The organism is Duganella sp. GW821-FHT01E12 (genome assembly GCF_059422325.1).
Map to the genome: position 1 here is coordinate 116,829 of NZ_JBWKWR010000009.1, position 22,599 is coordinate 139,427.

17 protein-coding genes and 3 tRNA genes are annotated in these 22,599 nt (G+C 61.7%); 14 read left to right on the forward strand and 6 right to left on the reverse strand.

Annotated elements, in window-relative coordinates; translation table 11 throughout:
• Window positions 1–2: 2 nt before the first annotated feature.
• Window positions 3–2,075, reverse strand: a complete 2,073-nt coding sequence (uvrB, locus tag AC07WS_RS22805) for an excinuclease ABC subunit UvrB (RefSeq protein WP_494731284.1) — start codon at window positions 2,073–2,075, stop codon at window positions 3–5.
• Between the two features lie 113 nt (window positions 2,076–2,188).
• Here uvrB and AC07WS_RS22810 point away from each other — a divergent pair, with 113 nt between their 5' ends.
• On the forward strand, window positions 2,189–3,391 hold the full coding sequence (locus AC07WS_RS22810; protein WP_494731285.1) for an amino acid aminotransferase: 1,203 nt from the start codon (window positions 2,189–2,191) through the stop codon (window positions 3,389–3,391).
• Window positions 3,392–3,505: 114 nt separating this feature from the next.
• Window positions 3,506–3,581 (forward strand) — tRNA-Asn (locus tag AC07WS_RS22815).
• A 175-nt stretch (window positions 3,582–3,756) separates the two neighbouring features.
• Here AC07WS_RS22815 and AC07WS_RS22820 read toward each other — a convergent pair.
• Window positions 3,757–5,076, reverse strand: coding sequence for an FAD-dependent oxidoreductase (locus AC07WS_RS22820; RefSeq protein WP_494731286.1), 1,320 nt, complete (start codon window positions 5,074–5,076; stop codon window positions 3,757–3,759).
• 198 nt (window positions 5,077–5,274) lie between these two features.
• On the opposite strand from AC07WS_RS22820, the gene AC07WS_RS22825 reads away from it, so the two are divergent.
• Window positions 5,275–6,609: an ATP-binding protein gene (locus tag AC07WS_RS22825; protein WP_494731287.1), complete on the forward strand. Its 1,335-nt coding sequence runs from the start codon at window positions 5,275–5,277 to the stop codon at window positions 6,607–6,609.
• Window positions 6,610–6,700: 91 nt separating this feature from the next.
• Window positions 6,701–6,776: transfer RNA gene (locus AC07WS_RS22830), tRNA-Asn, on the forward strand.
• Window positions 6,777–6,826: 50 nt separating this feature from the next.
• On the opposite strand, the gene AC07WS_RS22835 is transcribed toward AC07WS_RS22830, so the two are convergent.
• Window positions 6,827–7,336: a hypothetical protein gene (locus tag AC07WS_RS22835; RefSeq protein ID WP_494731288.1), complete on the reverse strand. Its 510-nt coding sequence runs from the start codon at window positions 7,334–7,336 to the stop codon at window positions 6,827–6,829.
• 223 nt (window positions 7,337–7,559) lie between these two features.
• On the opposite strand from AC07WS_RS22835, the gene AC07WS_RS22840 reads away from it, so the two are divergent.
• The 5 genes from AC07WS_RS22840 (at window position 7,560) to AC07WS_RS22860 (ending at window position 13,264) form a co-directional block, all read left to right on the forward strand.
• Window positions 7,560–7,772 carry a hypothetical protein gene (locus AC07WS_RS22840; RefSeq protein WP_494731289.1) on the forward strand — a complete coding sequence of 71 codons (213 nt, stop codon included), beginning with the start codon at window positions 7,560–7,562 and terminating at the stop codon, window positions 7,770–7,772.
• Between the two features lie 9 nt (window positions 7,773–7,781).
• Window positions 7,782–8,477, forward strand: coding sequence for a DUF3334 family protein (locus AC07WS_RS22845; RefSeq protein WP_494731290.1), 696 nt, complete (start codon window positions 7,782–7,784; stop codon window positions 8,475–8,477).
• Window positions 8,478–8,681: 204 nt separating this feature from the next.
• Window positions 8,682–10,619: a methyl-accepting chemotaxis protein gene (locus AC07WS_RS22850; protein ID WP_494731291.1), complete on the forward strand. Its 1,938-nt coding sequence runs from the start codon at window positions 8,682–8,684 to the stop codon at window positions 10,617–10,619.
• A 314-nt stretch (window positions 10,620–10,933) separates the two neighbouring features.
• A complete protein-coding gene (locus AC07WS_RS22855; protein WP_494731292.1) occupies window positions 10,934–13,123 on the forward strand; it encodes a TonB-dependent receptor in 2,190 nt (729 codons plus the stop codon).
• Window positions 13,124–13,188: 65 nt separating this feature from the next.
• Window positions 13,189–13,264 (forward strand) — tRNA-Asn (locus AC07WS_RS22860).
• Window positions 13,265–13,306: 42 nt separating this feature from the next.
• Here AC07WS_RS22860 and AC07WS_RS22865 read toward each other — a convergent pair.
• Both AC07WS_RS22865 and AC07WS_RS22870 read right to left on the reverse strand, forming a co-directional pair.
• Complete coding sequence (locus AC07WS_RS22865; protein ID WP_494731293.1) at window positions 13,307–13,687, reverse strand: hypothetical protein; 381 nt, start codon at window positions 13,685–13,687, stop codon at window positions 13,307–13,309.
• Window positions 13,588–14,217 carry a hypothetical protein gene (locus tag AC07WS_RS22870; RefSeq protein WP_494731294.1) on the reverse strand — a complete coding sequence of 210 codons (630 nt, stop codon included), beginning with the start codon at window positions 14,215–14,217 and terminating at the stop codon, window positions 13,588–13,590. The genes AC07WS_RS22865 and AC07WS_RS22870 overlap by 100 nt, the downstream gene beginning before the upstream one ends.
• Window positions 14,218–14,350: 133 nt before the next feature.
• On the opposite strand from AC07WS_RS22870, the gene AC07WS_RS22875 reads away from it, so the two are divergent.
• Window positions 14,351–15,541 (forward strand): hypothetical protein, encoded by a 1,191-nt coding sequence (locus AC07WS_RS22875; RefSeq protein WP_494731295.1) that lies wholly within the window; start codon window positions 14,351–14,353, stop codon window positions 15,539–15,541.
• A 66-nt stretch (window positions 15,542–15,607) separates the two neighbouring features.
• On the forward strand, window positions 15,608–16,057 hold the full coding sequence (locus AC07WS_RS22880; protein WP_494731296.1) for an Hsp20/alpha crystallin family protein: 450 nt from the start codon (window positions 15,608–15,610) through the stop codon (window positions 16,055–16,057).
• Here the strand turns inward: AC07WS_RS22880 and AC07WS_RS22885 are convergent, their stop codons facing one another.
• Entirely contained in the window at window positions 16,058–16,885 is an 828-nt protein-coding gene (locus tag AC07WS_RS22885; RefSeq protein ID WP_494731297.1) for a hypothetical protein, read from the reverse strand. It lies immediately after the preceding gene.
• An 85-nt stretch (window positions 16,886–16,970) separates the two neighbouring features.
• On the opposite strand from AC07WS_RS22885, the gene AC07WS_RS22890 reads away from it, so the two are divergent.
• From AC07WS_RS22890 to tagF, 3 genes are all read left to right on the forward strand, one after another.
• A complete protein-coding gene (locus AC07WS_RS22890; protein WP_494731298.1) occupies window positions 16,971–17,810 on the forward strand; it encodes a M15 family metallopeptidase in 840 nt (279 codons plus the stop codon).
• Between the two features lie 115 nt (window positions 17,811–17,925).
• On the forward strand, window positions 17,926–21,633 hold the full coding sequence (gene tssM, locus AC07WS_RS22895; protein ID WP_494731383.1) for a type VI secretion system membrane subunit TssM: 3,708 nt from the start codon (window positions 17,926–17,928) through the stop codon (window positions 21,631–21,633).
• A complete protein-coding gene (gene tagF / locus AC07WS_RS22900; RefSeq protein WP_494731299.1) occupies window positions 21,630–22,598 on the forward strand; it encodes a type VI secretion system-associated protein TagF in 969 nt (322 codons plus the stop codon). The genes tssM and tagF overlap by 4 nt, the downstream gene beginning before the upstream one ends.
• Window position 22,599 lies beyond the last annotated feature (1 nt).

The following is a 22,599-nucleotide window of genomic DNA, read 5'->3' on the forward strand; positions in this document are numbered from 1 at the left end:
GCTCAGGCGATATTGTCCGCGCCGGGCGCGCCGAACAGCTGCTGCTTGAGGTGATGCAGCTGGTCGCGCACCTGCGCGGCTTTTTCGAACTCCAGGTTCTTGGCGTGATCGAGCATGGTTTTTTCCAGGCGCTTGATCTCCTTGCTGATCTGCTTCTCGCTCATGGATTCGTACTTGGCCGTCTCCTGCGCCACCTGCAGTTCTTCCTTCGCGTCCTGCGGGCTGTAGACGCCGTCGATCATGTCGCGGATCACCTTGTGCACGCCGCGCGGCACGATGCCGTTGGCGGTGTTGAAGGCGATCTGCTTGGCGCGGCGGCGTTCCGTCTCGCCGATGGCGCGTTCCATCGAATCGGTCATGCGATCCGCGTACAGCAGCGCCACGCCGTTCAGGTTACGCGCGGCGCGGCCGATGGTCTGGATCAGCGAGCGTTCCGAACGCAGGAAGCCTTCCTTGTCGGCGTCCAGAATGGCCACCAGCGACACCTCCGGCAAGTCCAGGCCCTCGCGCAGCAGGTTGATCCCCACCAGCACGTCGAAGGTGCCGATGCGCAGGTCGCGCAGCAGCTCGACCCGTTCCACGGTCTCGATATCGCTGTGCAGATAGCGCACCTTGATGCCATGGTCGCTCAGGTATTCGGTCAGCTGCTCGGACATGCGCTTGGTCAGCGTGGTCACCAGCACGCGCTCGTTCTTGGCGACGCGCAGCGTGATCTCGGACATCAGGTCGTCCACCTGCGAGCTGGCCGGGCGCACGATGATCATCGGGTCCACCAGGCCGGTGGGCCGCACCACCTGTTCGACCACCTGGTCGGCGTGGGTCTTCTCGTAGTCGGCCGGCGTGGCGGAGACGAACACGGTCTGCCGCATCTTCTGCTCGAATTCCTCGAACTTCAGCGGCCGGTTGTCCAGCGCGGACGGCAGGCGGAAGCCGTAGTCCACCAGATTGGTCTTGCGCGAGCGGTCGCCGTTGTACATGGCGCTCAACTGGCCGATCAGCACGTGCGATTCGTCGAGGAACATCAGCGCGTCCTTGGGCAGGTAGTCGACCAATGTTGGCGGCGGTTCGCCGGCCTGTGCGCCGCTCAGGTGGCGCGAGTAGTTCTCGATGCCCTTGGTGAAGCCGATCTCGGTCATCATCTCCAGGTCGAAGCGGGTGCGCTGCTCCAGGCGCTGCTCTTCGATCAGCTTGTTCTCCTTGCGGAAGAACTCCAGCCGCTCGCGCAGCTCCAGCTTGATGGTCTCGATCGCGCGCAGCACGGTCGAACGCGGCGTGACGTAGTGCGAACCGGGATAGACGGTGAAGCGCGGGATCTTCTGCTTGACGCGGCCGGTCAGCGGATCGAACAGCTGGATCGATTCCAGCTCGTCGTCGAACAGGTCGAGGCGCACCGCCAGTTCCGCATTCTCGGCCGGGAAGATGTCGAGCGTGTCGCCGCGCACGCGGAAGGTGCCGCGGCCGAAGTCCACTTCGTTGCGGGTGTACTGCATCTGGATCAGGCGCGCGATGATGTCGCGCTGCGAGACGCGGTCCTTGGCACGTAGCGTCAAAATCATCTGGTGGTATTCGGTCGGGTTACCGATACCGTAGATGGCCGACACGGTGGCGACGATGATGACGTCGCGCCGCTCCATCAGCGACTTGGTGCACGACAGGCGCATCTGCTCGATGTGCTCATTGATGGACGAATCCTTTTCGATGAACAGGTCGCGCTGCGGCACGTAGGCTTCCGGCTGGTAGTAGTCGTAGTAGGAGACGAAGTACTCGACCGCGTTCTCAGGGAAGAACTCGCGGAACTCCGAGTACAGCTGCGCGGCCAGCGTCTTGTTCGGCGCGAAGACGATGGCGGGGCGGCCCTTGCGGGCGATCACGTTGGCCATCGTGTAGGTTTTGCCGGAACCGGTCACGCCGAGCAGGGTCTGGAAGAACAGGCCGTCGTCGATGCCCTCGCACAGCTGGTCGATCGCGGTGGGCTGGTCGCCGGCCGGCGGGAAGGGTTGGTGCAGCTTGAACGGCGAGTCCGGGAAGGTTACAACCGTTGCGTTTGGGGTGTCTTGTGCGGGTAATTCAGCCATCTTGTCCGACCTTTGTTAAAATAATGGCCTGCCAGCGGCCTGAAGCAGTTTTTCGAGGGGCGCTGTCTACCTTCAACCGCTGCGTACCGCTTCCAATCGAATCCAATCTTATCATGACGAATCCTAGCTTGTTCAGCGCCATCGACATGGCACCACGCGACCCTATCCTGGGCATCACCGAAGCATTTAACGCCGACCAGAATCCGGCCAAAATCAATCTGGGCGTGGGCGTCTATTATGACGACAACGGCAAAGTGCCGCTGCTGTCGTGCGTGCAGAAAGCGGAAGAGCTCCTGATCGCCGCGCCGGCCCCGCGCACCTACCTGCCGATCGAGGGCCTGGCGGCCTACGACAAGGCGGTGCAGGAGCTGGTCTTCGGCGCCGACAGTGCCGTCATCCAGGAAAAGCGCGCCGTGACCGTGCAGGCCATCGGCGGCACCGGCGCCCTGAAGATCGGCGCCGACTTCCTGAAGCGCTTCGCGCCGGATTCGCAGGTCTACATCAGCGACCCAAGCTGGGAGAACCACCGCGCGCTGTTCGAAAGCGCCGGTTTCACCGTCAACAACTACGCCTACTACGATGCGGCCACCCACGGTGTGAACTTCGCCGGCATGCTGGCCGACCTGAAGGCCATGCCGCGCGGCTCCATCGTGCTGCTGCACGCCTGCTGCCACAACCCGACCGGCGCCGACCTGAGCTCGGCCCAGTGGGACGAGATCATCGCCGTCGTGACCAATGGCGGCCTGGTGCCGTTCCTGGACATGGCTTACCAGGGCTTCGGCGCCGGCATCGCCGAAGACGGCGCGGTGGTGCGCCGCTTCGCGGCCGCCGGCGGCCCGTTGCTGGTGTCGAATTCGTTCTCGAAGTCGTTCTCGCTGTACGGCGAGCGCGTGGGCGCGCTGAGCGTGGTCGCGGCCAGCGGCGAAGAGGCGAACCGTCTGATGTCGCAGCTCAAGCGTGTGGTGCGCACCAACTACTCGAATCCTCCTGTCCATGGCGGCAAAGTGGTGGCCACCGTGCTGACCACGCCGGAACTGCGCCAGATGTGGGAAGACGAGCTGGCCGGCATGCGCGTGCGCATCAAGGAAATGCGCGAAGCCTTCGTGGCCAAGCTCAAGGCCAAGGCCCCGGCCCACGATTTCGCCTTCGTGCGCGACCAGGTCGGCATGTTCTCGTACTCCGGCCTGACCAAGGCCCAGGTGGACCAGCTGCGCGCGCAGTCGATCTACGCGGTCGATACCGGCCGGATTTGCGTCGCCGCGCTCAATTCCCGCAATATCGACATCGTTATTGACGCGATCGCGAAAGTCCTTTAAAATCTTGCTTCTTCGGGTTGAGCGACTAAGCTTAACTCGTAAGGCAACATGGAATACTTGTTCTGTCGGAAATCTTGATGGAATGATCTAAACAGTATAAAATGTTGCCTCTAATCCCTGATAGCTCAGTCGGTAGAGCGACGGACTGTTAATCCGCAGGTCCCTGGTTCGAGTCCAGGTCGGGGAGCCAGAATTCAGCAATGTCAAAAAGCCCAGCCTTCACCGGTTGGGCTTTTTGCTTTGTCGTTTGGTTTCGTCCGATATCAGGATTTCAATCACGCCCGAGTCCACGGCGAGATCGACACATGCATGTGTGCGGCCGTTCTTGCCTTTGGATGGACGCTGCAATTTGTGCAAGTTAAGACCTAGTGCGAAATGAAGAGTTCCACGACACTGCGAGGGGCATCATCACCGAAGAATTTCAAGTGATTATGGGCAGACTTGCTGGCATATGAGGCACTGCGAGGAAAAAGTGCCGTTTCATACGCTGCGAGAGCACCATCTATGTCGCCAGGGTGGCCGCAGAGAGCTTGAGCCAGCTCGGCACCGTCATGGATTGCCAGGTTGGCCCCCTCGCCAGCAAACGGTGACATTAAATGAGCGGCATCCCCCAACAGGGTCACGCCGGAAACCGAATCCCAGCGATGATCGACCGGCAACGCATATATTGGCCTCACAATTGGCTTTGTATCGCTGTTGGTGGCTAATGCGCGAAGGTGCGGAGCCCACCCGTCAAATTCTTTGCCAAGTTGGTCAAGAGCCGCGGCGGGATAACTGAAGTCTATTGTGTTCATCCAAGTCTCTGGCTTATTCAGTGCAACGTAGGTGTTGAGCGTGCCATTCGCATAACGATGGGTCAGGATACCTTTGCCGGGTTCAACTGCCATCAGGGTGCCAGTCCCAATAGCCTCTGCGCTGGCAGGATGCTTGACATCTCCGTTAAAGAGTTGAACTTCAACAAAAGTTGTGCCGGTGTAGGCTGGCTTTGCGGCAGACAGGAGCGGACGAACTTTGGACCATGCTCCGTCGGCGCCCACCAGCAGATCGGCGTGCGTCGTTGCGCCGTCGGCAAAGACAAGTTCATGTTGACCGTTCGCAAGGCGGTTCGCCTGCGCGAGCTTATGGGCCCAGCAAATGGCGCCTGCAGGCAAGGAGTTGATCAGAAGCTGACGCAGTGCGCCGCGATCCACCTCTGGCTTGGCGGCGTGGCCCAATCCAGGCTTGTCAAACAGGATCGCTCCGTGTCGATTGACGATACGCTTGGCGTCTTCGCCAGGCAGGACAAGTGCAGAGAACTCGTCATAGAGGTGTGCTGCTCTAATCCCGAGTTGGCCGTTGTATTCGTGAATGTCCAGCAGTCCGCCCTGTGCTCGTGCATGAGGTGAAGCTTCAGCTTCGTAGACCAGCGCTGGAATACCGTTGACGTGAAGAACACGCGCGAGGATTAATCCACCGAGGCCGGCACCAATGATGGCGATGCGCGGATGTTGAGAAGGGGCTTGATGTGTAAGGTGGCTTTTCAAAGTGCGCTCCGGTTTACTGCGAGCACACGGACGTGTGTGCTGTCGCAGATGATCCGACATATGTCGGGGGAGACGCTGGCCGACCTTGCTAGTGCGGGTAGACGTATGCGCGGCCACTTGTGTCTTGAATAACAAGCAGCCGTTTTTCGCGATCTTCAGCATAAATTGTTGCGAGAAAACGGGAGGAAGTCAAGCCCCTGCCAGTTTCTCCGGCCTGGCGCAGGGCCTGCGCCACGGCGATTGCATCCAGCAACGCGCCTGTATAATATTTTTACTGATTTCCCGCAAATAGGCCTACCATTTGCTGGTCAGTACATTTTTTGTGTCCCTTGTACCGAACTGATCAAGGAGTCCGCCCTTATGTTCCAGCAACGTGTCGTTTCCGACGATTTCCTGGGGAAGTGGCAGCAGACTACAGATGTGATGGCGGGCATCTTCGACGTGCCGGCCGGGCTGATCATGCGCGTCTGGCCCGAGCAGATCGAGGTGCTGGTATCGAGCCATACGCCGGGCAATCCCTACGAGGCGTATGAAAAGGCCAACCTGAACACCGGCCTGTACTGTGAAACCGTGATGGCCACGCGCACCGCGCTGCAGGTGCCGCACGCGCTGGAAGACGAGCACTGGAAAAACAATCCCGATGTCGCGCTGAACATGATTTCCTATCTGGGCGTGCCGTTGTTGTGGCCGGACGACGAGGTCTTCGGGACGATTTGTGTGCTCGACAGCAAGAAGCGCCAGTATCAGCAGCGCTACGTCGATTTGCTGTGGGAGATCAAGCGGGCGATCGAGGCGGACTTCAAGGTCATCGAGCAGCAGCAGGAGTTGATCGTCAGCAATACGGACCTGCTCAACGCCAACCAGGCGCTCATGCACAGCAATGCCGACCTGAAGGCGGCGCTGGATAAAATCGTCGCGATGCAAAGCGAGTTGCTGCGCGCGGAAAAGATGTCGGCCCTGGGCAATTTGGTGGCCGGCATCGCGCACGAGCTCAACACGCCGATAGGCAATGGCCTGATGCTCGCCAGCACGCTCAAGAGCAATGCGGTCACCATCGCCAAGGAACTGGAGGTGGGCGTGACGCGCAAGCATATGTGCGATTTCATTGGCGGTGTCGACCAGGGGGCCGATATCCTGCTGCACAGCCTGGGGCGGGCGGCCGAGCTGGTAGCCAGCTTCAAGCAGGTGGCGGTGGACCAGTCCAGCATGCGGCGGCGCGAATTCGACCTGCAAAAGACATTCAAGGAGATTCTGGTTACGCTGGGGCCGGCGATCCGCAAGAGTGGCCATCAGGTGGTTTGCGAGGTGGAAGAGGGTGTTGTCATGGACAGTTATCCCGGCCCGCTGGAGCAGACGCTGGTTAATCTGGTCAATAATGCCCTTGTGCATGCCTTTCCAGACGGCGGGCAAGGCCATGTCGCCATCACAGCGCATAGGCTGGCGGACGACTGGGTCGAAGTGTCCGTCGCAGACGACGGGGTTGGCATTCCTGAGACCAATATTACCCGCGTATTTGACCCGTTCTTCACCACCCGCCTGGGACAGGGGGGCAGCGGCTTGGGCTTGCATGTGGTCTACAACCAGGTCACGTCGGCCTTGCGCGGCAATGTGCAGGTGGAGAGCGAGCCGGGCTGCGGTGCGCGCTTCACGCTGCGCGTGCCCCGCGTCGCGCCGCTTGGTCCGCTGCCGCGCTAGGTGCCCCGGTCGGTATTTTGCAGATCGGCATAAATTTTTTTGCGCCGGGGTCGCCAAATTCGTTTTGAGCGGATATAATTCGGGCCTCATTTCCCTGATAGCTCAGTCGGTAGAGCGACGGACTGTTAATCCGCAGGTCCCTGGTTCGAGTCCAGGTCGGGGAGCCAGAATGCCTGAGGGCCCGCGAGCGATCGCGGGCCCTCTTTGTTTTGGTCCGCTATTTCCCCTGCCGCGCAGGCGGGAATAAGAAAAATTCGGGCTGTTGACGTATCATTTCCGCCGTCTGCGGCGACAGCAGCGGATTCGGCAGGTGAAATACCAGGTGGTTCTTCATATTGTTGACGATCAATTTTTTGCTCCAGCGCCGGTCGAACATCGCGTTGAGCGTGCCGTCTGCAATCATCAGCTGCAGGCCTTTTTCGATGCGCTCGGCCAGGGCTTTCTTGCCCGGCGTTACAAAGAAAAATGCCGGCGCCGGGTAGGCGATTGCGAAGTTTTTTTCAATGATGAGATCGGCATCGTGCTGTTTCGCCACTTTGTCGTCGATCTCGTTGGCCCCCCTTGGCCGATGCTGATCTTTTTCAGGTCGTCCAAGGTCATGACCTGATCGAACTTGCCGACCGAATCTTTGTGGATGATCAATATCCTGCAGCCCAGCACACCTTTCATCAGTGGAATGCGTGCCGTGTGCACCCCTTGCTCGCGCGCGGCCGACGTCATGCTCCAATAGATGCCCAGCCGCTTGCCTGTGCGCAGTTGCGCGAAAGCGCGGTCCTGGTTCATCCGGGTTGCCACCCAGTGCCGTCTGTCCGGCTCCGATCTTCCGGCCATTCCCCGCGTTGGGCTTTTCGCATTTTGACGCGCAAAACTCACCGAAACACGCGATTCCGGTAGACGGGAATCTTGCACCTCGGTATTCTGAATCTTATTTCTGGCCGGAAGGGAAATCGATGGTCATCTCAGCCGAGGCGGTGGATCAGGTGCAACGGGTGCGGGAACTGGAGCGCGAAGTGGCGCTGTTGCGCAGCACCCTGGCCGCCATGCCGGCCGCCGGCAGGGACCAGGAATGGAAAGATGAGGTCGTCCGCTTGCTGAGCGAAGTGGTCTTGTTCCGTCTCTCGCTGGACCAGGAAACTGTGCTTTCATCTTTTAAAAATAAATAGAGGTAGATCATGAGCGAGGAAAACAAGGAAGTGGTATACGGGACCGAAGACTTGCTGATGAGTCTGTGCAATTCGGTGACCCGGGTCTTGAACGTCGCCACCCAGAGCAAAGTCAATTATTCGGGCATGGTGCAGCGCATCACCAAGACCGGCCTGAAACCCGATATCGGTTGTTTCGTGTTGTTTGACGGCGGCTTCACCGGCCTGGTGGTGCTGAATTTCGCCGCCGACACGGCCATGGAAATCTACGAGCGCTACATGCTGCACATGGGCATGCCGAAGTCCGAGCTGGCCAGTTCGCACACCTCGGACGAGGTGTCCAACATCATGGGCGAGCTGATGAACCAGATCGTCGGCGACTTCACCGGCAAGGTGCGGCGCGAATTGCAGACCAATATCACGCAGAACCAGCCGAAGATGCTGGTGCTGACCAAGCAAGTCATGCTCAGCGTGGACACCCCTCTTGATCGCCCTGAAATGCGGCGCGTCACGTTTTATACGGAAAAGAGTAATATCTTTTATCTGGAGCTCGCGATCGACCGTACCGAGTTTATCCGTTTACACGATTTCGACTCCAGCGAAGTGGCCGATCCGGACGCCTTGCTGGATATGGAGCGCGGCAATCATGGCGGCGCGTCCGCCGCGCCATCGCCCTCGGCCGAAGACGAAGCCAACGACGAACTGCTGAAGTCGTTGGGAATGTAAGGCCTATCTGGTGGCTTGTGCTATTAAAGCCACCAAAGTCCCCGGGTATCGGACTATGATGGGCTGCAAGGACCGCATCTGTAGTGCAACTGTAGGCGGTTCGGTAAGCGGCACTCGCGGAGGCTCGATATGGACAATCGCACTTCACTTGGTGGCCTGAGGTTAGGACATAAATTCCTGATTCTCAGCTTTATTGCGGTAATATTGGCGAGCATACCAACCTGGCTGTATATGCGCGAAGCGGGCAAGGCGCTCGATGCCTACCTGGACGAGCGCGAAGGCCTGCCCGCCGTGGTCGACGGCTTGCGCATGGTGCAGCTGACCCAGCAGCATCGCGGGTTGGCGGCGCTGATGCTGGGTGGCGCGACCGGGGACGACAAGCGGGCGGCCAAACAAAAGGAAGCCGATAGCGCCTACGCGACCGTCGACGCACTGGTGAAAAAACTGCATGACAGCGTACTGGACGCGGCCTGGGCCCAGGCGCGCGGCGACTGGGAAACCCTGCGTACCCAGGTCTCGAACCGCAGCCTGACAGTGCCGCAAAGCTACGTCGCGCATACGGCGCTGGTGCCCAAGCTGCTCAAGGTGAACGACCTGATCGGCGATTACTACGGCCTCAGCCTCGATCCCGACCGCGATACCTACCAACTGATCCAAGCCATGTTTTACCAGCTGCCTTATCTGTCCGAGGAGCTGGGCAAGACCCGCGCCAAGGGCGCCGGCTTGCTGGCGAAGAAGGAGGCCAGCCAGGCCGACCGCCTGCTGCTGTCGTCCATCGCTGCGCGCGTGACGGATCGGCTGGACCAGACGCTGACCGCGTTCAACAAGGCCACCCGCTACAACGCTGAATTCGAAACCACGCTGGGGCCGGCCATGCGCGACGCCGCGCAGGCCGCCGGCCGGATCACCGACCTGGCCATACACGAGATCGTGCAGCCGGAGGCGCTCACCTATTCGGCGGAAAACTATGTGGCCTTGTCGACCCAGGCCATCGACCTGCAGTTCGCCCTCAACGCGGTTGCCAGCAAACAGCTGGGCGCCTTGCTGGACGAGAAGGTCCACGCCTTCTATGTCACCCGTTGGTTGATGTTGGGCGCCATGCTGGGATTGCTGGCGCTGGCCGGCTATCTGGCCATGCTGATCTCGCGCTCGGTGACGCGGCCGTTGAGCAATGCAATCGCGGTGGCGCAGAGCGTCGCCAGCGGCAACCTGGCCACCGATTTCGATGTCGGCGCCCCCAACGAGGCCGGACAGGTGCTGCGCGCGCTCAAGGACATGAGCAACAGCCTGCGCCATCTGGTGGGCGACGTGCGCGGCAGCATCGACCACATCAGCGCGGCCACGCGCGACATCGCCAGCGGCAATGCCGACGTGTCGGCGCGGTTGGAGTCGCAAGCGTCCAACCTGGAAGAGACTGCGTCGTCGATGGAAGAGCTGACTTCCACCGTGCGCCAGAATGCCGACAACGCGCGCCAGGCCAACCAGCTGGTAATCAGCGCTGCCGACGTCGCCACGCGGGGCGGGGCGGTGGTATCGCAGGTGGTGCAGACCATGGGCGAGATCAACGAGAGTTCGCACAAGATCGTGGACATTATCAGCGTGATCGACGGCATAGCCTTCCAGACCAATATCCTGGCATTGAACGCGGCGGTGGAGGCTGCGCGCGCGGGCGAGCAGGGACGTGGATTTGCCGTGGTCGCCAGCGAAGTGCGCAATCTGGCGCAGCGCTCGGCCGCCGCCGCCAAGGAAATCAAGGAGTTGATCGACCGCAGCGTCGAGAAGGTCGAGCTCGGCAACCGGCTGGTGGACCAGGCCGGCGACGCGATGGGCGAGATCGTCGGTAGCGTGCAGCGCATCACGCTCATCATGTCGGACATCGCAACGGCCTCGGCGGAGCAGGGCGCCGGCATCGAACAGGTCAACCATGCGGTCACGCAAATGGACGACATGACGCAGCAGAACGCGGCCCTGGTCGAGCAAACCGCGGCGGCCTCCGCCAGCCTGGAAGAGCAGACCCAGGCGCTGGTGGGCGCGATGGGCCGCTTCGTGCTGGGTAACGAAGACAGCGCTGCCGGCGCCGCGCCCCGTCCTGCCGCGAGAAGTGTTGTAAAGCAACAACGGTTGGCGATCCGCCATGCCTGAATCTCAAGCTTGAGCGTTCGCTCATTCACCTGCCCGCAAGGGGCCGGCTGGCCTTTTATTATTCAGTCGGCCCTCCTGCGGCACCAAATTTCTATCAGTAAATTCCCATTTGCATATATTGCGCTTGCAATACCCGCTATCAATGAATGAAAATACCGCCTTTCTGCAAGACGGTGCATTCTAGACATCGAAAAACGGCCTCACCTCCGCTTGCGCCGCCACGGCCACATCAGATGACCGGGCGATATCAACAGAAAGAGAGAACAGGAGACACTGTTTTTAACTCTTTGCATTACCTCAAATCGGGAAATTGAATGATCAAACTGTCGAAGATGCACAAGCGCCTGCTGGCGCTGAGCGCCGTTATGCCTATCGGTTCCGCCCTTGCGCAAACCGCCGCTGAACCGCAACTGGAAACCGTCACCGTCACGGCCCAGCGCCGCGCCGAGAACATCAAGGACGTGCCGGTTTCGGTCACGCTGCTCAAGGACGAGAAGCTGGACGTGCTGCTGTCCGGCGGCCAGGACATCCGCATGTTGGCCGGCAAAGTGCCGTCGCTGAACGTGGAATCGTCGAACGGCCGTACCTTCCCGCGCTTCTACATCCGCGGCTACGGCAACACCGACTTCAGCACCTTCGCCTCGCAGCCGGTCTCGCTGGTGTATGACGACGTGGTGCAGGAAAACGGCATCCTGAAGGGCTACCCCATCTTCGACGTAGCCGGCGTGGAAGTGCTGCGCGGCCCGCAAGGCACCCTGTTCGGCCGCAACACCCCGGCCGGCGTGGTCAAGTTTGAATCGGAAAAACCGAACACCAAGAAGATCGAGGGTTATTACAACCTGTCGTGGGCGACCCACAACACCATCAACGCCGAAGGCGCCGTCAACCTGCCGCTGTCGAGCGAGTGGGCGATGCGCGTTTCGACGCTGCGCCAGCACCGCGACAACTTCGTCGACAACACCTTCACCAAGCAGAACGACGTGCTGGAAGGCTACAACGAACACGCCGAGCGCGTGCAGTTCCTGTACACGCCAAGCACCACCTTCAACGCCTTGTTCAACGTGCACTCGCGCACCACCGACGGCAGCGCCCGTCTGTTCCGCGCCAACCTGATCAAGAAGGGCACCAACGACTTCGCCGACGGTTACGACTTCACCAAGATCGCCACCAACGGCCTGAACATGCAGAGCCTGAGCACCAACGGCGCCAACGCCCGCCTGACCTGGGACCTGGGTTCGGTCAAGCTGTTCTCGATCACCGGCTACGAAGCCGTGGACAACTACTACAGCCGCGGCGACATCGACGGCGGCAGCCCGGCCGGTCCTGGCTTCATCCCCTTCCAGGTGCAGACCGGTGGGGGCCTGAGCGGCCTGCATCAGTACACCCAGGAATTCCGCGTCGAGTCGAAGAACCCGGGGCCGCTGAACTGGCAGAGCGGCGTCTACTACTTCAAGGAAAGCGCCAGCGGCTACAGCGACAACTTCGACAGCAACACCCAGGAGCAGACTTCGCACCTGGCGAGCCACCAGAACAACACCGCTGCGGCAGTGTTCGGTTCGCTGACCTATGACGTGTCGGATCAGCTGGTGCTGCGCGGCGGCCTGCGCTACACCCACGACAAGAAGGACTTCGCCACCACGTCGCGCGTCAACGTGAAGCAGGCCCCCGGTCCTGACTCGGTGGACGAGAGCAAGAACAAAGCCAACTGGGACATGAGCGCGACCTACAAGATCAACAAGGACGTCAACGCCTACGCCCGCGTAGCGACCGGCTTCCGCGCGCCAAGTATCGCCGCCGCGTCGCAATCGGTTCCGATCACCGTGGCCGATGCTGAAACCATCGTGTCGTACGAAGCCGGCATCAAGGCCGACCTGTTCAACCGCCGCGCCCGCGCGTCGGTCAGCGTCTACAACTACGACGTGAAGAACCAGCAGCTGACCGTGGTCGGCGGCACCTCCAACGTGACCAAGCTGATCAACGCAGCCAAGACCGTGGGCCGCGGCCTGGAAGCGGACTTCGAAGCCTTCGTCACGCCTGACTTCAAAGTCACCGCCGGCGGTTCGTACAACTTCACGAAGATCGAAGATCCATCGCTGTCCGTGGCCAAGTGCGGTTCGTGCACCGTGACCGATCCGCTGAACGCGGCTGGCCGCGTCGTCATCGACGGCAACCCGCTGCCGCAAGCGCCCAAGGTCATCCTGAACGCCACCGCGCGCTACAACTGGGCGCTGGCCGACGGCAACCTGTTCGTGCTGACCGACTGGTCGTACCGCAGCAAGATCAACTTCTTCCTGTACGAAGCCAAGGAATTCACCGGCAAGTCCATGGTTGAAGGCGGCCTGCGCGTGGGTTACAACTGGCAGGGCGGCAAGTATGAAGTGGCGGCCTTCGCTCGTAACATCACCAACACCGAGCGCATCATCGGCGCGATCGACTTCAACAACCTGACCGGCTTCGTCAACGAGCCACGTCAGTTTGGCGTGCAGTTCAAGGGCAGCTTCTGATTTTTTGGAATTTTGCCAGCTAGCCTAGACAGCTAGAAATTGGCCGTATATAATGCGGCCTCTTTTCCCTGATAGCTCAGTCGGTAGAGCGACGGACTGTTAATCCGCAGGTCCCTGGTTCGAGTCCAGGTCGGGGAGCCAGAATTTTGAAGGGCCATGTGAAAACATGGCCCTTTTCTATTTCTAGGCTGCGGGCGTGGTCGGCATGCTGCCGCACCGTTGGCAGTGCAGGGCTAATAGCCGATAATTTTCACCGCAGTTGGCGCAACTGGCGCACTGCTGTGCGCCGCACAGCAGGCGCGCGAAGACCGGTATCGCGCAGACCAGGATGAAATGGGAGGAGATGAGTATGCTGATGTCCTTCTGCTTTCTGATTGCCCGCGCATTCCAGAATACCGCCAGCAAGAGCAGCGGCAGCAGGAAGCCTGCTTGCGCACCGAGCACTTTCAGCGGATACCAGAACGTCAGTTTTTCATATCGGTCTCGGGCGCGCTTGAATTCGCTGTCGATGGGGAGTTTTTGAAGGAACGCGGTAAAGGCTTGAATGAGCTGGTGATGCTCCAACACCGCCTGAGTCTGGGCCAGCTGCTGACGTAGCGTATGGCCAATTTCTCCAGCAGGGCGTCGCTGTAGGTCGCTTTTAATTCGTCGATGTTGGAGCGGATTTTTTGAATTTGCTGCTGCTGTTGGCTGCGCGCCCTGAACAGGGCGATAAGATCCCTGTTCTTCGCGACCAGGTAGACTTGTTGGCGCATCTGTGTGCAGATGGCGAGTGGCCGTCTACCTCCGTACCAGTCGTCGGACATTGGATCATCCTGGCTTTCATCGTTTACAGGGATGTAGCGCTCAAAGCTTTCCACCCGATCCTTGGGATCAAACTGCAGGAAGCTTTCCGACATGAGCTGGCAGCCTCTGGAGATTGACAGGTATGGTGGCTCGATAATGCGCGCGGCGTTTTTCATGCCGTCGAAGATCAAACCTAGAATATAGATGTCGAGGCCAAATAGCAGGATCAGCGTGAACAGGGATAATCGTTTGGATCCCGATTGGATGGAAAGTCTCTGCCATCTTTTTTTGAGAAAGTTTGCAATCATCGCGCTCGCTCCATGTGTAGAAAGAAGGGAAATTGTTACCCAAGGGGAGGCGCCGAAAATTGTGGCCTATCAAGTCAACGGGAGAAAGAGTGCATGTTATATTCTTGGCACTATATCAATCCTGGAGACGACGATGTCGAGAAAGTGGCTGCTGGGGATGGGTATGGCAATGAGCTTGGCGATTTCCGCGCACGCGGATGAACCGCTACCAGTGCAGGTGCGCCTTACGCATGTGGCGCCCGACACCTGGCGCGCCGATTATCAGTTTTCGCAGCCGGTGACGTCGATGCGCTTCAAGTCGGCAGGCGAGCTGCGTAAGTCCGCATGGAAGGTCCTGACGCCGGGCGCGACGCTGACCGGCGGCGATGACTACGACACGCTGGCCGCAGCCGACGGCAAGCCGCTGCGCCAGGTCAGCGTGGAAGTTTCCGCATTTGAACAGGACCTGGGCAAACAGTATGTGGCCACCGACCGGTTGTCCGATGGCGGCCGCCTCATCTATCTGGGCTTCCTGCAAGGCGAGGCCAAGCAGGATAAGAGGATGCGTGATATTGCGGCGAACTTCACGCTGGAAGGTCTCGGCAACGAAACCGTGCTGCTGCCCGCCTCACAAGCAACCCCTTCCAACAATGCCACTCCGTATGCCTACTTCGGCCCACAGTCGCCGGTGGCTGCTGGCGAGGCGCAGGTGCTGCTCGATCCCAAGCTGTCCGCGTGGGCGAGGGAGACGCTACTCGACACCACCGCCAGGATGTCCGCCTACTACAGCATGGCCTACCGGCAGAAGTTGCGGCAGCCCTTGCTGTTGATGGCGGCCGTCAGCGACACGTCCACGCCTGGCCTGTCGATCAAAGGTGGCGTGGTCGGCGCGCAGATCGTGTATCGTTTTGGCGGCGCGGCCCTGCTGACCGCCGACAGCCCCAAAAAGCGGGCGATCGTCGCCGAATTGGTGGCACACGAAATGGCGCATTTATGGCAGAACAATGTGCGCCAGGGCGGCATCAGCGAGCATTCGCCGCCGTGGATACATGAGGGCGGCGCCGAGGCGATGGCGCTCGATGGCCTGCTGCGCAGCGGCATCTGGAGCGCCGAACAGGGCAAGGCGTTCGCCGACGCCACGCTGGCCGAGTGCGGGAAGCTGGAACACAGCTTCGATACCTATCGCGGCATTTACGCCTGCGGCTTCGAGCGCTTCAGTCAGCTGAAGGTCGACATCGTGCCCTTGTGGCGCGACATGATCGCGGCCGCCGACAGCAAGGGCGAAGTCTACAGCGAGGCGATGATCAACTCGCTTGTCGCGCGCGGAGGCAAGGCCGCGCCTTGATGTGCGTCAAAGGAGGGGATGGGGCGCTTCTTATCATGGTAGTCCACCCATTTGAAGGAGGCTGCCATGGCTAACAGTTTGATGCGTATCGATCCCTTCCGCGATCTCGCCCGTTTCGATCCCTTCCGCGACATGGACGAAATGTTTCGCGACTTCGCGCCCTCGGTCTGGCGCAATGCCGACGTCTCGCCGCGCATGCGGATGGACGTGAGCGAGACCGACAAGGAATATCTCGTCAAAGCCGAAATCCCCGGCGTGCAGAAAGAGGACATCAAGGTCGCCATCAACGGCAACCAGGTGTCGCTGAGCGCCGAAGTCAAGGAAGAACAGCCTGCCAACGCCGGCAAGACCGGCTCGCTGCGCACCGAACGTTATTACGGACAAGTGCAGCGCAGCTTCACGCTGCCGCAAGAAGTCGATGACGACCTGGCCGAGGCACGCTACGAAAACGGCGTGCTGCACCTGTCGCTGCCCAAGAAGGTCGGCACCGGCGGCAAGCAACTGGCCATACAGTAATCAGTGCGACGGGGCGTTGCAGGCCCGATCGGCGTCCCAGCGGCCCGAGCAGATGCGCGAGCGGCACAGCATGCCTTCGATCAGCCCCAGTTGCTTGCAGCGCGCCAGCAGTTGCGCCGTGTTGTCGCCATCCTGGCGCTCGACCACGTCGCGGCTGCGCTCCGGCATAGCTAGCGCCGGTTTGCCCGAGTGCGCGACCAGCGCGGTCAGCAGGGCGACATCGGTATCGCCGGCTGCGACCGGCGTGGCGGGGCCGGCGGTACGCGTGGCCGGCGAGTGTGCGGCGAGGTTTGGTGCGGCAGCCACGGGCTTATGCGCCGCACCGGCGGCGTGCGGCGTTTCGGCCCTGGCAATGGCGGCTCTGGCATGCGTTGGCAGCGGCGCAATGCCGGCCGATAGGTGAGCCTCCGGTACCGCGGAAGGTTTTGCCGTCGATTCCTTTGCCGTCGATTCGTTCACGATGGCTGCCGCCTGTCCAACCAGCTCAACCGGCTCAACCGTTGTAGCCTGTCGCTCTGCTTGCTGCTGTTTTACATGCGCAGTCTCGCCCCTGCGGTTGTGCGTAAACGAGCTGGGTCCTAGCGTGTTGTCGTGTATCAGCCATGCGACCGTGCACATGGTTACCAGCAGCAGTCCCAGGCCGACGGTCCAGCCGTCGATGGACCAGCCGCTGGCGCGTGGTGGCTTGGCTGCCGTCTTCGGGCCATGTTCCAGATGCGCCAGTATGCGCTTGCCGCTGTCCGCCGCGGCGCGGTTGGAACTCATCAGGTCGGGTTTTTGCTTCGACGTATCCACGGTATTTCCTCCGAATTTGATCTGGTCTTTCACGCCGCTTGCTGAAACGCCTACGATGAAGCGTTCTCGCCCCTCAGTGTCCAGTCTGCGGAGCGACCTTGCTTTGACGGAGCGCACCATGTTTCTCTTTTCAGTACTGCTGTTTTTTGTCTTTGCATGTCTGGGCGCATGGCTGGCGCTGTTTCCCGCAGGGCGGGACGTGGTAAGCCACTCGATGTCGGCCATTGGCCGGCGCATCGGACTGGGGCTGCGCGGCGGCTACCGGCAGGGCACGCGGCAGGCCGCGCATGCCGGTCGCAGCGCCGGTGGCGGCTTGCTGCGCGGACTCGGGTTCCTGCGGCGCCGGTATCTGCTGGTGCTGTCGGCCCTGGTGCTGTTGACCGTGCCGCCGATGCTGGCGCTGGTGCTCAGTGGACGCAATATGTTAGGTGGCTTCGATAACGATGACCGCGCCGTCAACGATCAGGTCGCGGATCTGCTGAAGGGCGAGCAGTTGGTGGCGCCGGCGCCGCTGCCGCCGCTGGTGTTCACCACGGCGGAGGTGACGATGGTGCGCCCCATGCTTGATGGCGCCAATCGCAACTGGCAGCTGCTCGATCCTGATTTCGCCCAGCGGCTGCTGCTGGTGTTCAAGATCATGAGGGAAAGCCACGGCTACGACATGGCGATCCTGGAAGGCTACCGCAGCCCGGAGCGGCAGAATGCGCTGGCCGCCGCAGGTCCCAGCGTCACCAATGCCAAGGCCTTCCAGAGTTATCACCAGTTCGGCCTGGCGGCGGATTGCGCCTTTCTGCGCGACGGAAAACTGCTGATCTCGGAAAAAGACCCGTGGGCCATGCGTGGCTACCGGCTCTACGGTGAGGTGGCCGAATCGGTAGGCCTGCATTGGGGCGGACGCTGGACCATGATGGACTTCGGTCACACCGAATTGCGCGTGTCGGGCACCGTGCGGAAATAGCATGGCCGCACGGCGATGGTTGTGCTGCCTCAAGAAATTCCCGCATTGTTGGTGGCACCATTGATCAGTCCGCTTTTAGCTCAGGCGCCATCGTTCACGCCGGCCTCGTCCTATGATGCGAAGAATCTGGTACTTCCTCACCGATACCCGCCACCTGACCATTATTGGCTTGGCTGCGATGGCGGCCCTGTTCTACCTCGGCGCGCAAGTGCTGGAACTGGCTCTGATCTGGGCGCTGGCGGCCACGGCGCTGATGCTGGCGCTGGCTGGCCTGGTGTGGCTGTGGCGGCGCCGGCGCGCCAAGCGCGAATCCGAACAGCTGGGCGCGGCCATCGGCGCGCAGGGCGCCACCGAGGCGCAGCATCGCGACCAATCCGGCGCCGAGGTCAAGGCCATCCGCGACGACATGCTGAAGGCGATCGAGACCATCCGGGGCTCGAAGATGGGCATCGTATCCGGCACCCGCGCCTTGTACGAGCTGCCGTGGTACATGATCATCGGTAATCCCGCCGCCGGCAAAAGCACGGCCATCACCAACTCCGGCTTGCAGTTCCCTTTCGCCGACGGCAAGATCGTGCAGGGCGTGGGCGGCACGCGCAACTGCGACTGGTTCTTCACCACCGACGGCATCCTGCTCGACACGGCCGGCCGCTACTCGGTGCAGGACGAACACCGCGCCGAATGGTTTGGCTTTCTGGATCTGCTGAAGAAGTACCGCCGCCGCGCGCCCATCAACGGCATCCTGATCGCCGTCAGCATCGCCGAGTTGCGCGGCGATGATCCAGAAGTCGGCATCAAGCTGGCGCGCAGTCTGCGCAAGCGCGTGCAGGATCTGATCGAGCGGCTGGAGGTGTTCGCGCCGGTGTATGTCGTATTCACCAAGGCCGATCTGATCGCGGGCTTCGGCGAGTTCTTCGCGCGCGCCGAACGCACCGAGCGCGAACGCGTGTGGGGCGCGACCATGCCCTACAAGCGCAAGGCCGGAAGTCAGCAGATGATGGCCTTCTTCGATCACAGCTTCGATGAACTGTGCGCGGGCCTGAAGGAACTGAGCGTGGCCAACATGAGCCAGCAGCGGCGCGACCGCATGGAGCCGGGCGTATTCACCTTCCCACTGGAGTTCGCGACGATACGCGCGCCGCTGCGCAGCTTCCTGGTCACGCTGTTCGAGGAGAACCCCTTCCAGTTCAAGCCTGTATTCCGCGGCTACTACTTCACCAGCGCCCTGCAGGAGGGCGCTGCGGTGAGCGAACAGTCGCAGCGGCTGGCCAAGCGCTTCGACCTGTCGCTGCCGGATGCGCCGCTTGCCGCCGCCAGCGGCCAGTCGGGATTCTTCCTGCTGAATTTATTCCGCAACGTGATCTTCGCCGACAAGGACCTGGTCTCGCAGTACGCCAGCAAACATAAAGTCAAGCTGACCTACGCGGCGTTCTTTGCGGCGGCGGTTTTGCTGGGCGTGTCGCTGGGTGGCTGGAGCTGGTCGTATCTGGGCAACCGCCAGCTGGTCAGCAATGTGCAGCAGGACCTGGACAAGGTGATCAAGCTTCAGGCCAAACGGCTGGATTTGCAATCGCGCCTGGAGGCGCTGGAGATACTGCAGGACCGCATCGAGCAGCTGGATAAATATCGCGACGACCGTCCCTGGTCGCTGCGTATGGGCTTGTATCAGGGCGAGCTGTTGGAGCGCAAGCTGCGCGAGGAATACTTCGCCGGTGTGCGCGAAGTGATGCTCAAGCCGGTCGTCGCCAACCTGGAGACGCTGCTGTCGGAGATGAACGCCCACGCCGACCAGCTGCAGGCGCCCGGCACACCGGCTGGCACGGCCGCCACGCCTGCGGCGCCTGCTGCCGCGTCGGGACGCCAGTTCCAGGAAGCCTCCGCCGTCAACGTCGAAGACGCCTACAACGCCTTGAAGAGTTACTTGATGCTGGCCGATACCTCGCGCGCCGAAGCGAGCCACCTGAACGACCAGTTGACCCGTTATTGGCGCGGGTGGCTGGAGAACAATCGCGGCGCCATGCCGCGCGAGCAGATGATACACAGCGCCGAGCGGCTGATGACCTTCTACCTCGCGCAGATCGCCGACCCGTCCTGGCCGCGCATCGAGCAGAAGCTGGCGCTGGTCGACCAGGCGCGCGAGAACCTGCGCCGCGTGGTGCGCGGCATGCCGGCCAGGGAGCGCGTCTACGCCGACATCCGCGCCCGCGCCAACACGCGCTTCCCGGCGATGACGGTGGCGCGCATGGTTGGCGAACAGGATCAGGCGCTGGTCACCGGCAGCTATGCCATCGCCGGCGCCTACACCCGCGAAGCATGGGAGAAGTTCGTGCAGGACGCCTTCCGCGAAGCCGCCACGCACGAACTGCAAAGCGCCGACTGGGTACTGAAGACCGCCGCGCGCGACGACCTGACGCTGGAAGGCAGCCCCGAACAGATCCAGAAGGGCCTGACCGATTTGTACAAGGCCGACTACGCGCGCGAATGGCAGAAGTTCGTCCAGGGTGTCACCATCGCCAACCTGAATGGCTTCGATGCGGCGGTGACGGCGATGAACCGGCTGGGCGACCCGCAGTCCTCGCCCATCGCCAAGCTGCTCACCACCATCCACCAACAGACCTCCTGGGACAACCCTTCCATCATGAGCGCGGAGCTGAAGGAGGCGCAATCGGGTTTCGTCAACTGGGTCAAGAACAGCGTGCTGCGGCGCGGGCCTTCGCAGGTCAACGTCAACCTGCAGTTGGACCAGGCGCGGGCCGAAAAGCCGATGGGGCCCATCGGCCGCGAGTTCGCCGGCGTCGGCAAGCTGGTGGCGCCCAAGGACAAGGATGCATCGCTGATGCGGTCCTACATGGAAACGCTGTCCAAGCTGCGCAGCCGCCTGAATCAGCTGAAGAACCAGGGCGATCCCGGCCCCGGCGCGCGCCAGTTCATGCAGCAGACGCTCGAAGGCAGCGGTTCCGAACTGGCGGACGCGCTGCGCTACGTCGACGAGCAGATGCTGACCGGGATGAGCGACTCGCAGAAGCAGTCCATCCGTCCCATCCTGGTGCGGCCCCTGATGCAGACCTTCGCCGTGCTGGTCGGCCCGGCCGAGGCGGAGATCAACAAGACCTGGCTGGCGCAGGTCTACGAGCCGTTCCAGCAATCGCTGGCCAACAAGTATCCGTTCGCACCCAACGCCAACATCGAAGCCGGCAACGCGGAGATCGCGCAGTTCTTCGGCCCCGATGGCCTGATCGCCAAATTCGCCACCGGCGCCCTGGGGCCGTTGGTGCTGCGGCGCGGGGATGTGCTGGCGCCGCGCACCTGGGCCGACATGGGCATTACACTGTCGCCGCAAACCGTGGCGCGCTTCCCCGGCTGGATAGCACCGATAGGCGCCGGCGGCGTCGCCTCGTCCACGGCCGCCGCGCAGACCATCTTCCAGATCCAGCCAATGCCTGCTCCCGGCACGCTGGAATACACCGTCGATATCGACGGCCAGCAGCTACGTTACCGGAACACGCCGGCGCAGTGGGCCAGCATGGTTCATCCGAGTCCGCAGGGGGCGCCGGGCGCGCGCATCACGGCGGTGGCGTTCGACGGCCGCAGCGTGGAAGTGTTTAACGAGGCTGGCCAGTTCGGGCTGAAACGCATGATCGATGCGGCGGCCAAGCAGAAGCGCGAGGGCGGCGTCTTTGAACTGCGCTGGACCAGCGGCGCGATCACGGTGACGATGGGCCTGAAAATCATCAGCAGCCCGGAGAGCAGCGGCGCGGCGCCTCAGGACCAGGGCTTCCGCGGCATGAAGCTGCCCGAGACGATAGTCGGAGCCGCGCCATGAAGCGGGCGGCGCAGAGTGTGCGCATCGGCTACTTCGGCAAGCTGCCCACGCGCGGCGACTTTATCAAGGCTGCCGACAATCTCCCCTTGGCCAATCTGCTGGACGGCTGGCTGGCCGAGGTCATGAATCTGCTCAGCGTCGATCCCCGTTGGAAGCTCAATTACGACGCCATGCAGCCGCTGGATTTCGCCTTCGTCGGCACCCGCAGCAAGCGGGCTATCGCCGGCCATCTGCGGGCCAGCAACGACCTGTCGCAGCGGCGCTATCCATTCCTCGGCATGAGCGCCATCGAGATCGACGAGCCGCGCAGCTTTGTCGCGCTTAGCCCGCTGGTGCTGGCGCCGTTGTGGGACGTGCTGGAACCGTTGGCGAGCGATGTGCTCAACGCGGCCGAACCCGAAGAGTGCCTGCAGACGCTGGCCGCCACCACGGTCGACATCGACCCCTCCGCCGCAGAGCACCAGCAGTTGTTCACCGATTTCCTCGACCGCCACAGCATCGCCGGCCTGGAGGCGATACTCGGCAGCGCGTCGGTGCGCCGGATGATTCTTGCGGTTGGCCTGCTGTTGCAGCCGGTGCGCCGTAGCGGCGCCGCGCGGCTGGACAGGAGCCTGGTGTTGCCGCTGCCTTCGGCGCCGCGCCTGCGCTATCTGGTGGCGTCGTTCTGGCTTGACCTGATCATGCCGTTCCTGCAGCAGGCTGACTTTGAATTGAGCCTGTTCTTTGGCGAGCAACGCGAGCAACCGGTCCTGGTGGTCGGCTTCAGCGGCGCGGCGCCTGAGACACTGCAGGCGTTTATTGATCCGCTTTGCGCGACCGACCAGCAGATAACGTTTGAAAACGCAGACTGGATCGATGAACTCGTCGCTGGGGATTCCAGCGTGCAGAAGCTGTCTGCATACCTGGAACAAGGCCAGTTGTCGCTGCGCTCCGCGCACGCGCTGTTCCACGAAACCTTTGCCTGAT

Excerpts from the sequence above, each read along its gene's own strand:
- AC07WS_RS22875 (WP_494731295.1), top strand. The coding sequence starts at position 14,351 with ATGTCGAGAAAGTGGCTGCTGGGGATGGGTATGGCAATGAGCTTGGCG.
- AC07WS_RS22845 (WP_494731290.1), top strand. The coding sequence starts at position 7,782 with ATGAGCGAGGAAAACAAGGAAGTGGTATACGGGACCGAAGACTTGCTG.
- uvrB (WP_494731284.1), bottom strand. The coding sequence starts at position 2,075 with ATGGCTGAATTACCCGCACAAGACACCCCAAACGCAACGGTTGTAACC.
- tagF (WP_494731299.1), top strand. The coding sequence starts at position 21,630 with ATGAAGCGGGCGGCGCAGAGTGTGCGCATCGGCTACTTCGGCAAGCTG.
- AC07WS_RS22855 (WP_494731292.1), top strand. The coding sequence starts at position 10,934 with ATGATCAAACTGTCGAAGATGCACAAGCGCCTGCTGGCGCTGAGCGCC.
- AC07WS_RS22840 (WP_494731289.1), top strand. The coding sequence starts at position 7,560 with ATGGTCATCTCAGCCGAGGCGGTGGATCAGGTGCAACGGGTGCGGGAA.
- AC07WS_RS22870 (WP_494731294.1), bottom strand. The coding sequence starts at position 14,217 with ATGATTGCAAACTTTCTCAAAAAAAGATGGCAGAGACTTTCCATCCAA.
- AC07WS_RS22825 (WP_494731287.1), top strand. The coding sequence starts at position 5,275 with ATGTTCCAGCAACGTGTCGTTTCCGACGATTTCCTGGGGAAGTGGCAG.
- tssM (WP_494731383.1), top strand. The coding sequence starts at position 17,926 with ATGCGAAGAATCTGGTACTTCCTCACCGATACCCGCCACCTGACCATT.
- AC07WS_RS22880 (WP_494731296.1), top strand. The coding sequence starts at position 15,608 with ATGGCTAACAGTTTGATGCGTATCGATCCCTTCCGCGATCTCGCCCGT.
- AC07WS_RS22810 (WP_494731285.1), top strand. The coding sequence starts at position 2,189 with ATGACGAATCCTAGCTTGTTCAGCGCCATCGACATGGCACCACGCGAC.
- AC07WS_RS22820 (WP_494731286.1), bottom strand. The coding sequence starts at position 5,076 with ATGCTGAAGATCGCGAAAAACGGCTGCTTGTTATTCAAGACACAAGTG.
- AC07WS_RS22890 (WP_494731298.1), top strand. The coding sequence starts at position 16,971 with ATGTTTCTCTTTTCAGTACTGCTGTTTTTTGTCTTTGCATGTCTGGGC.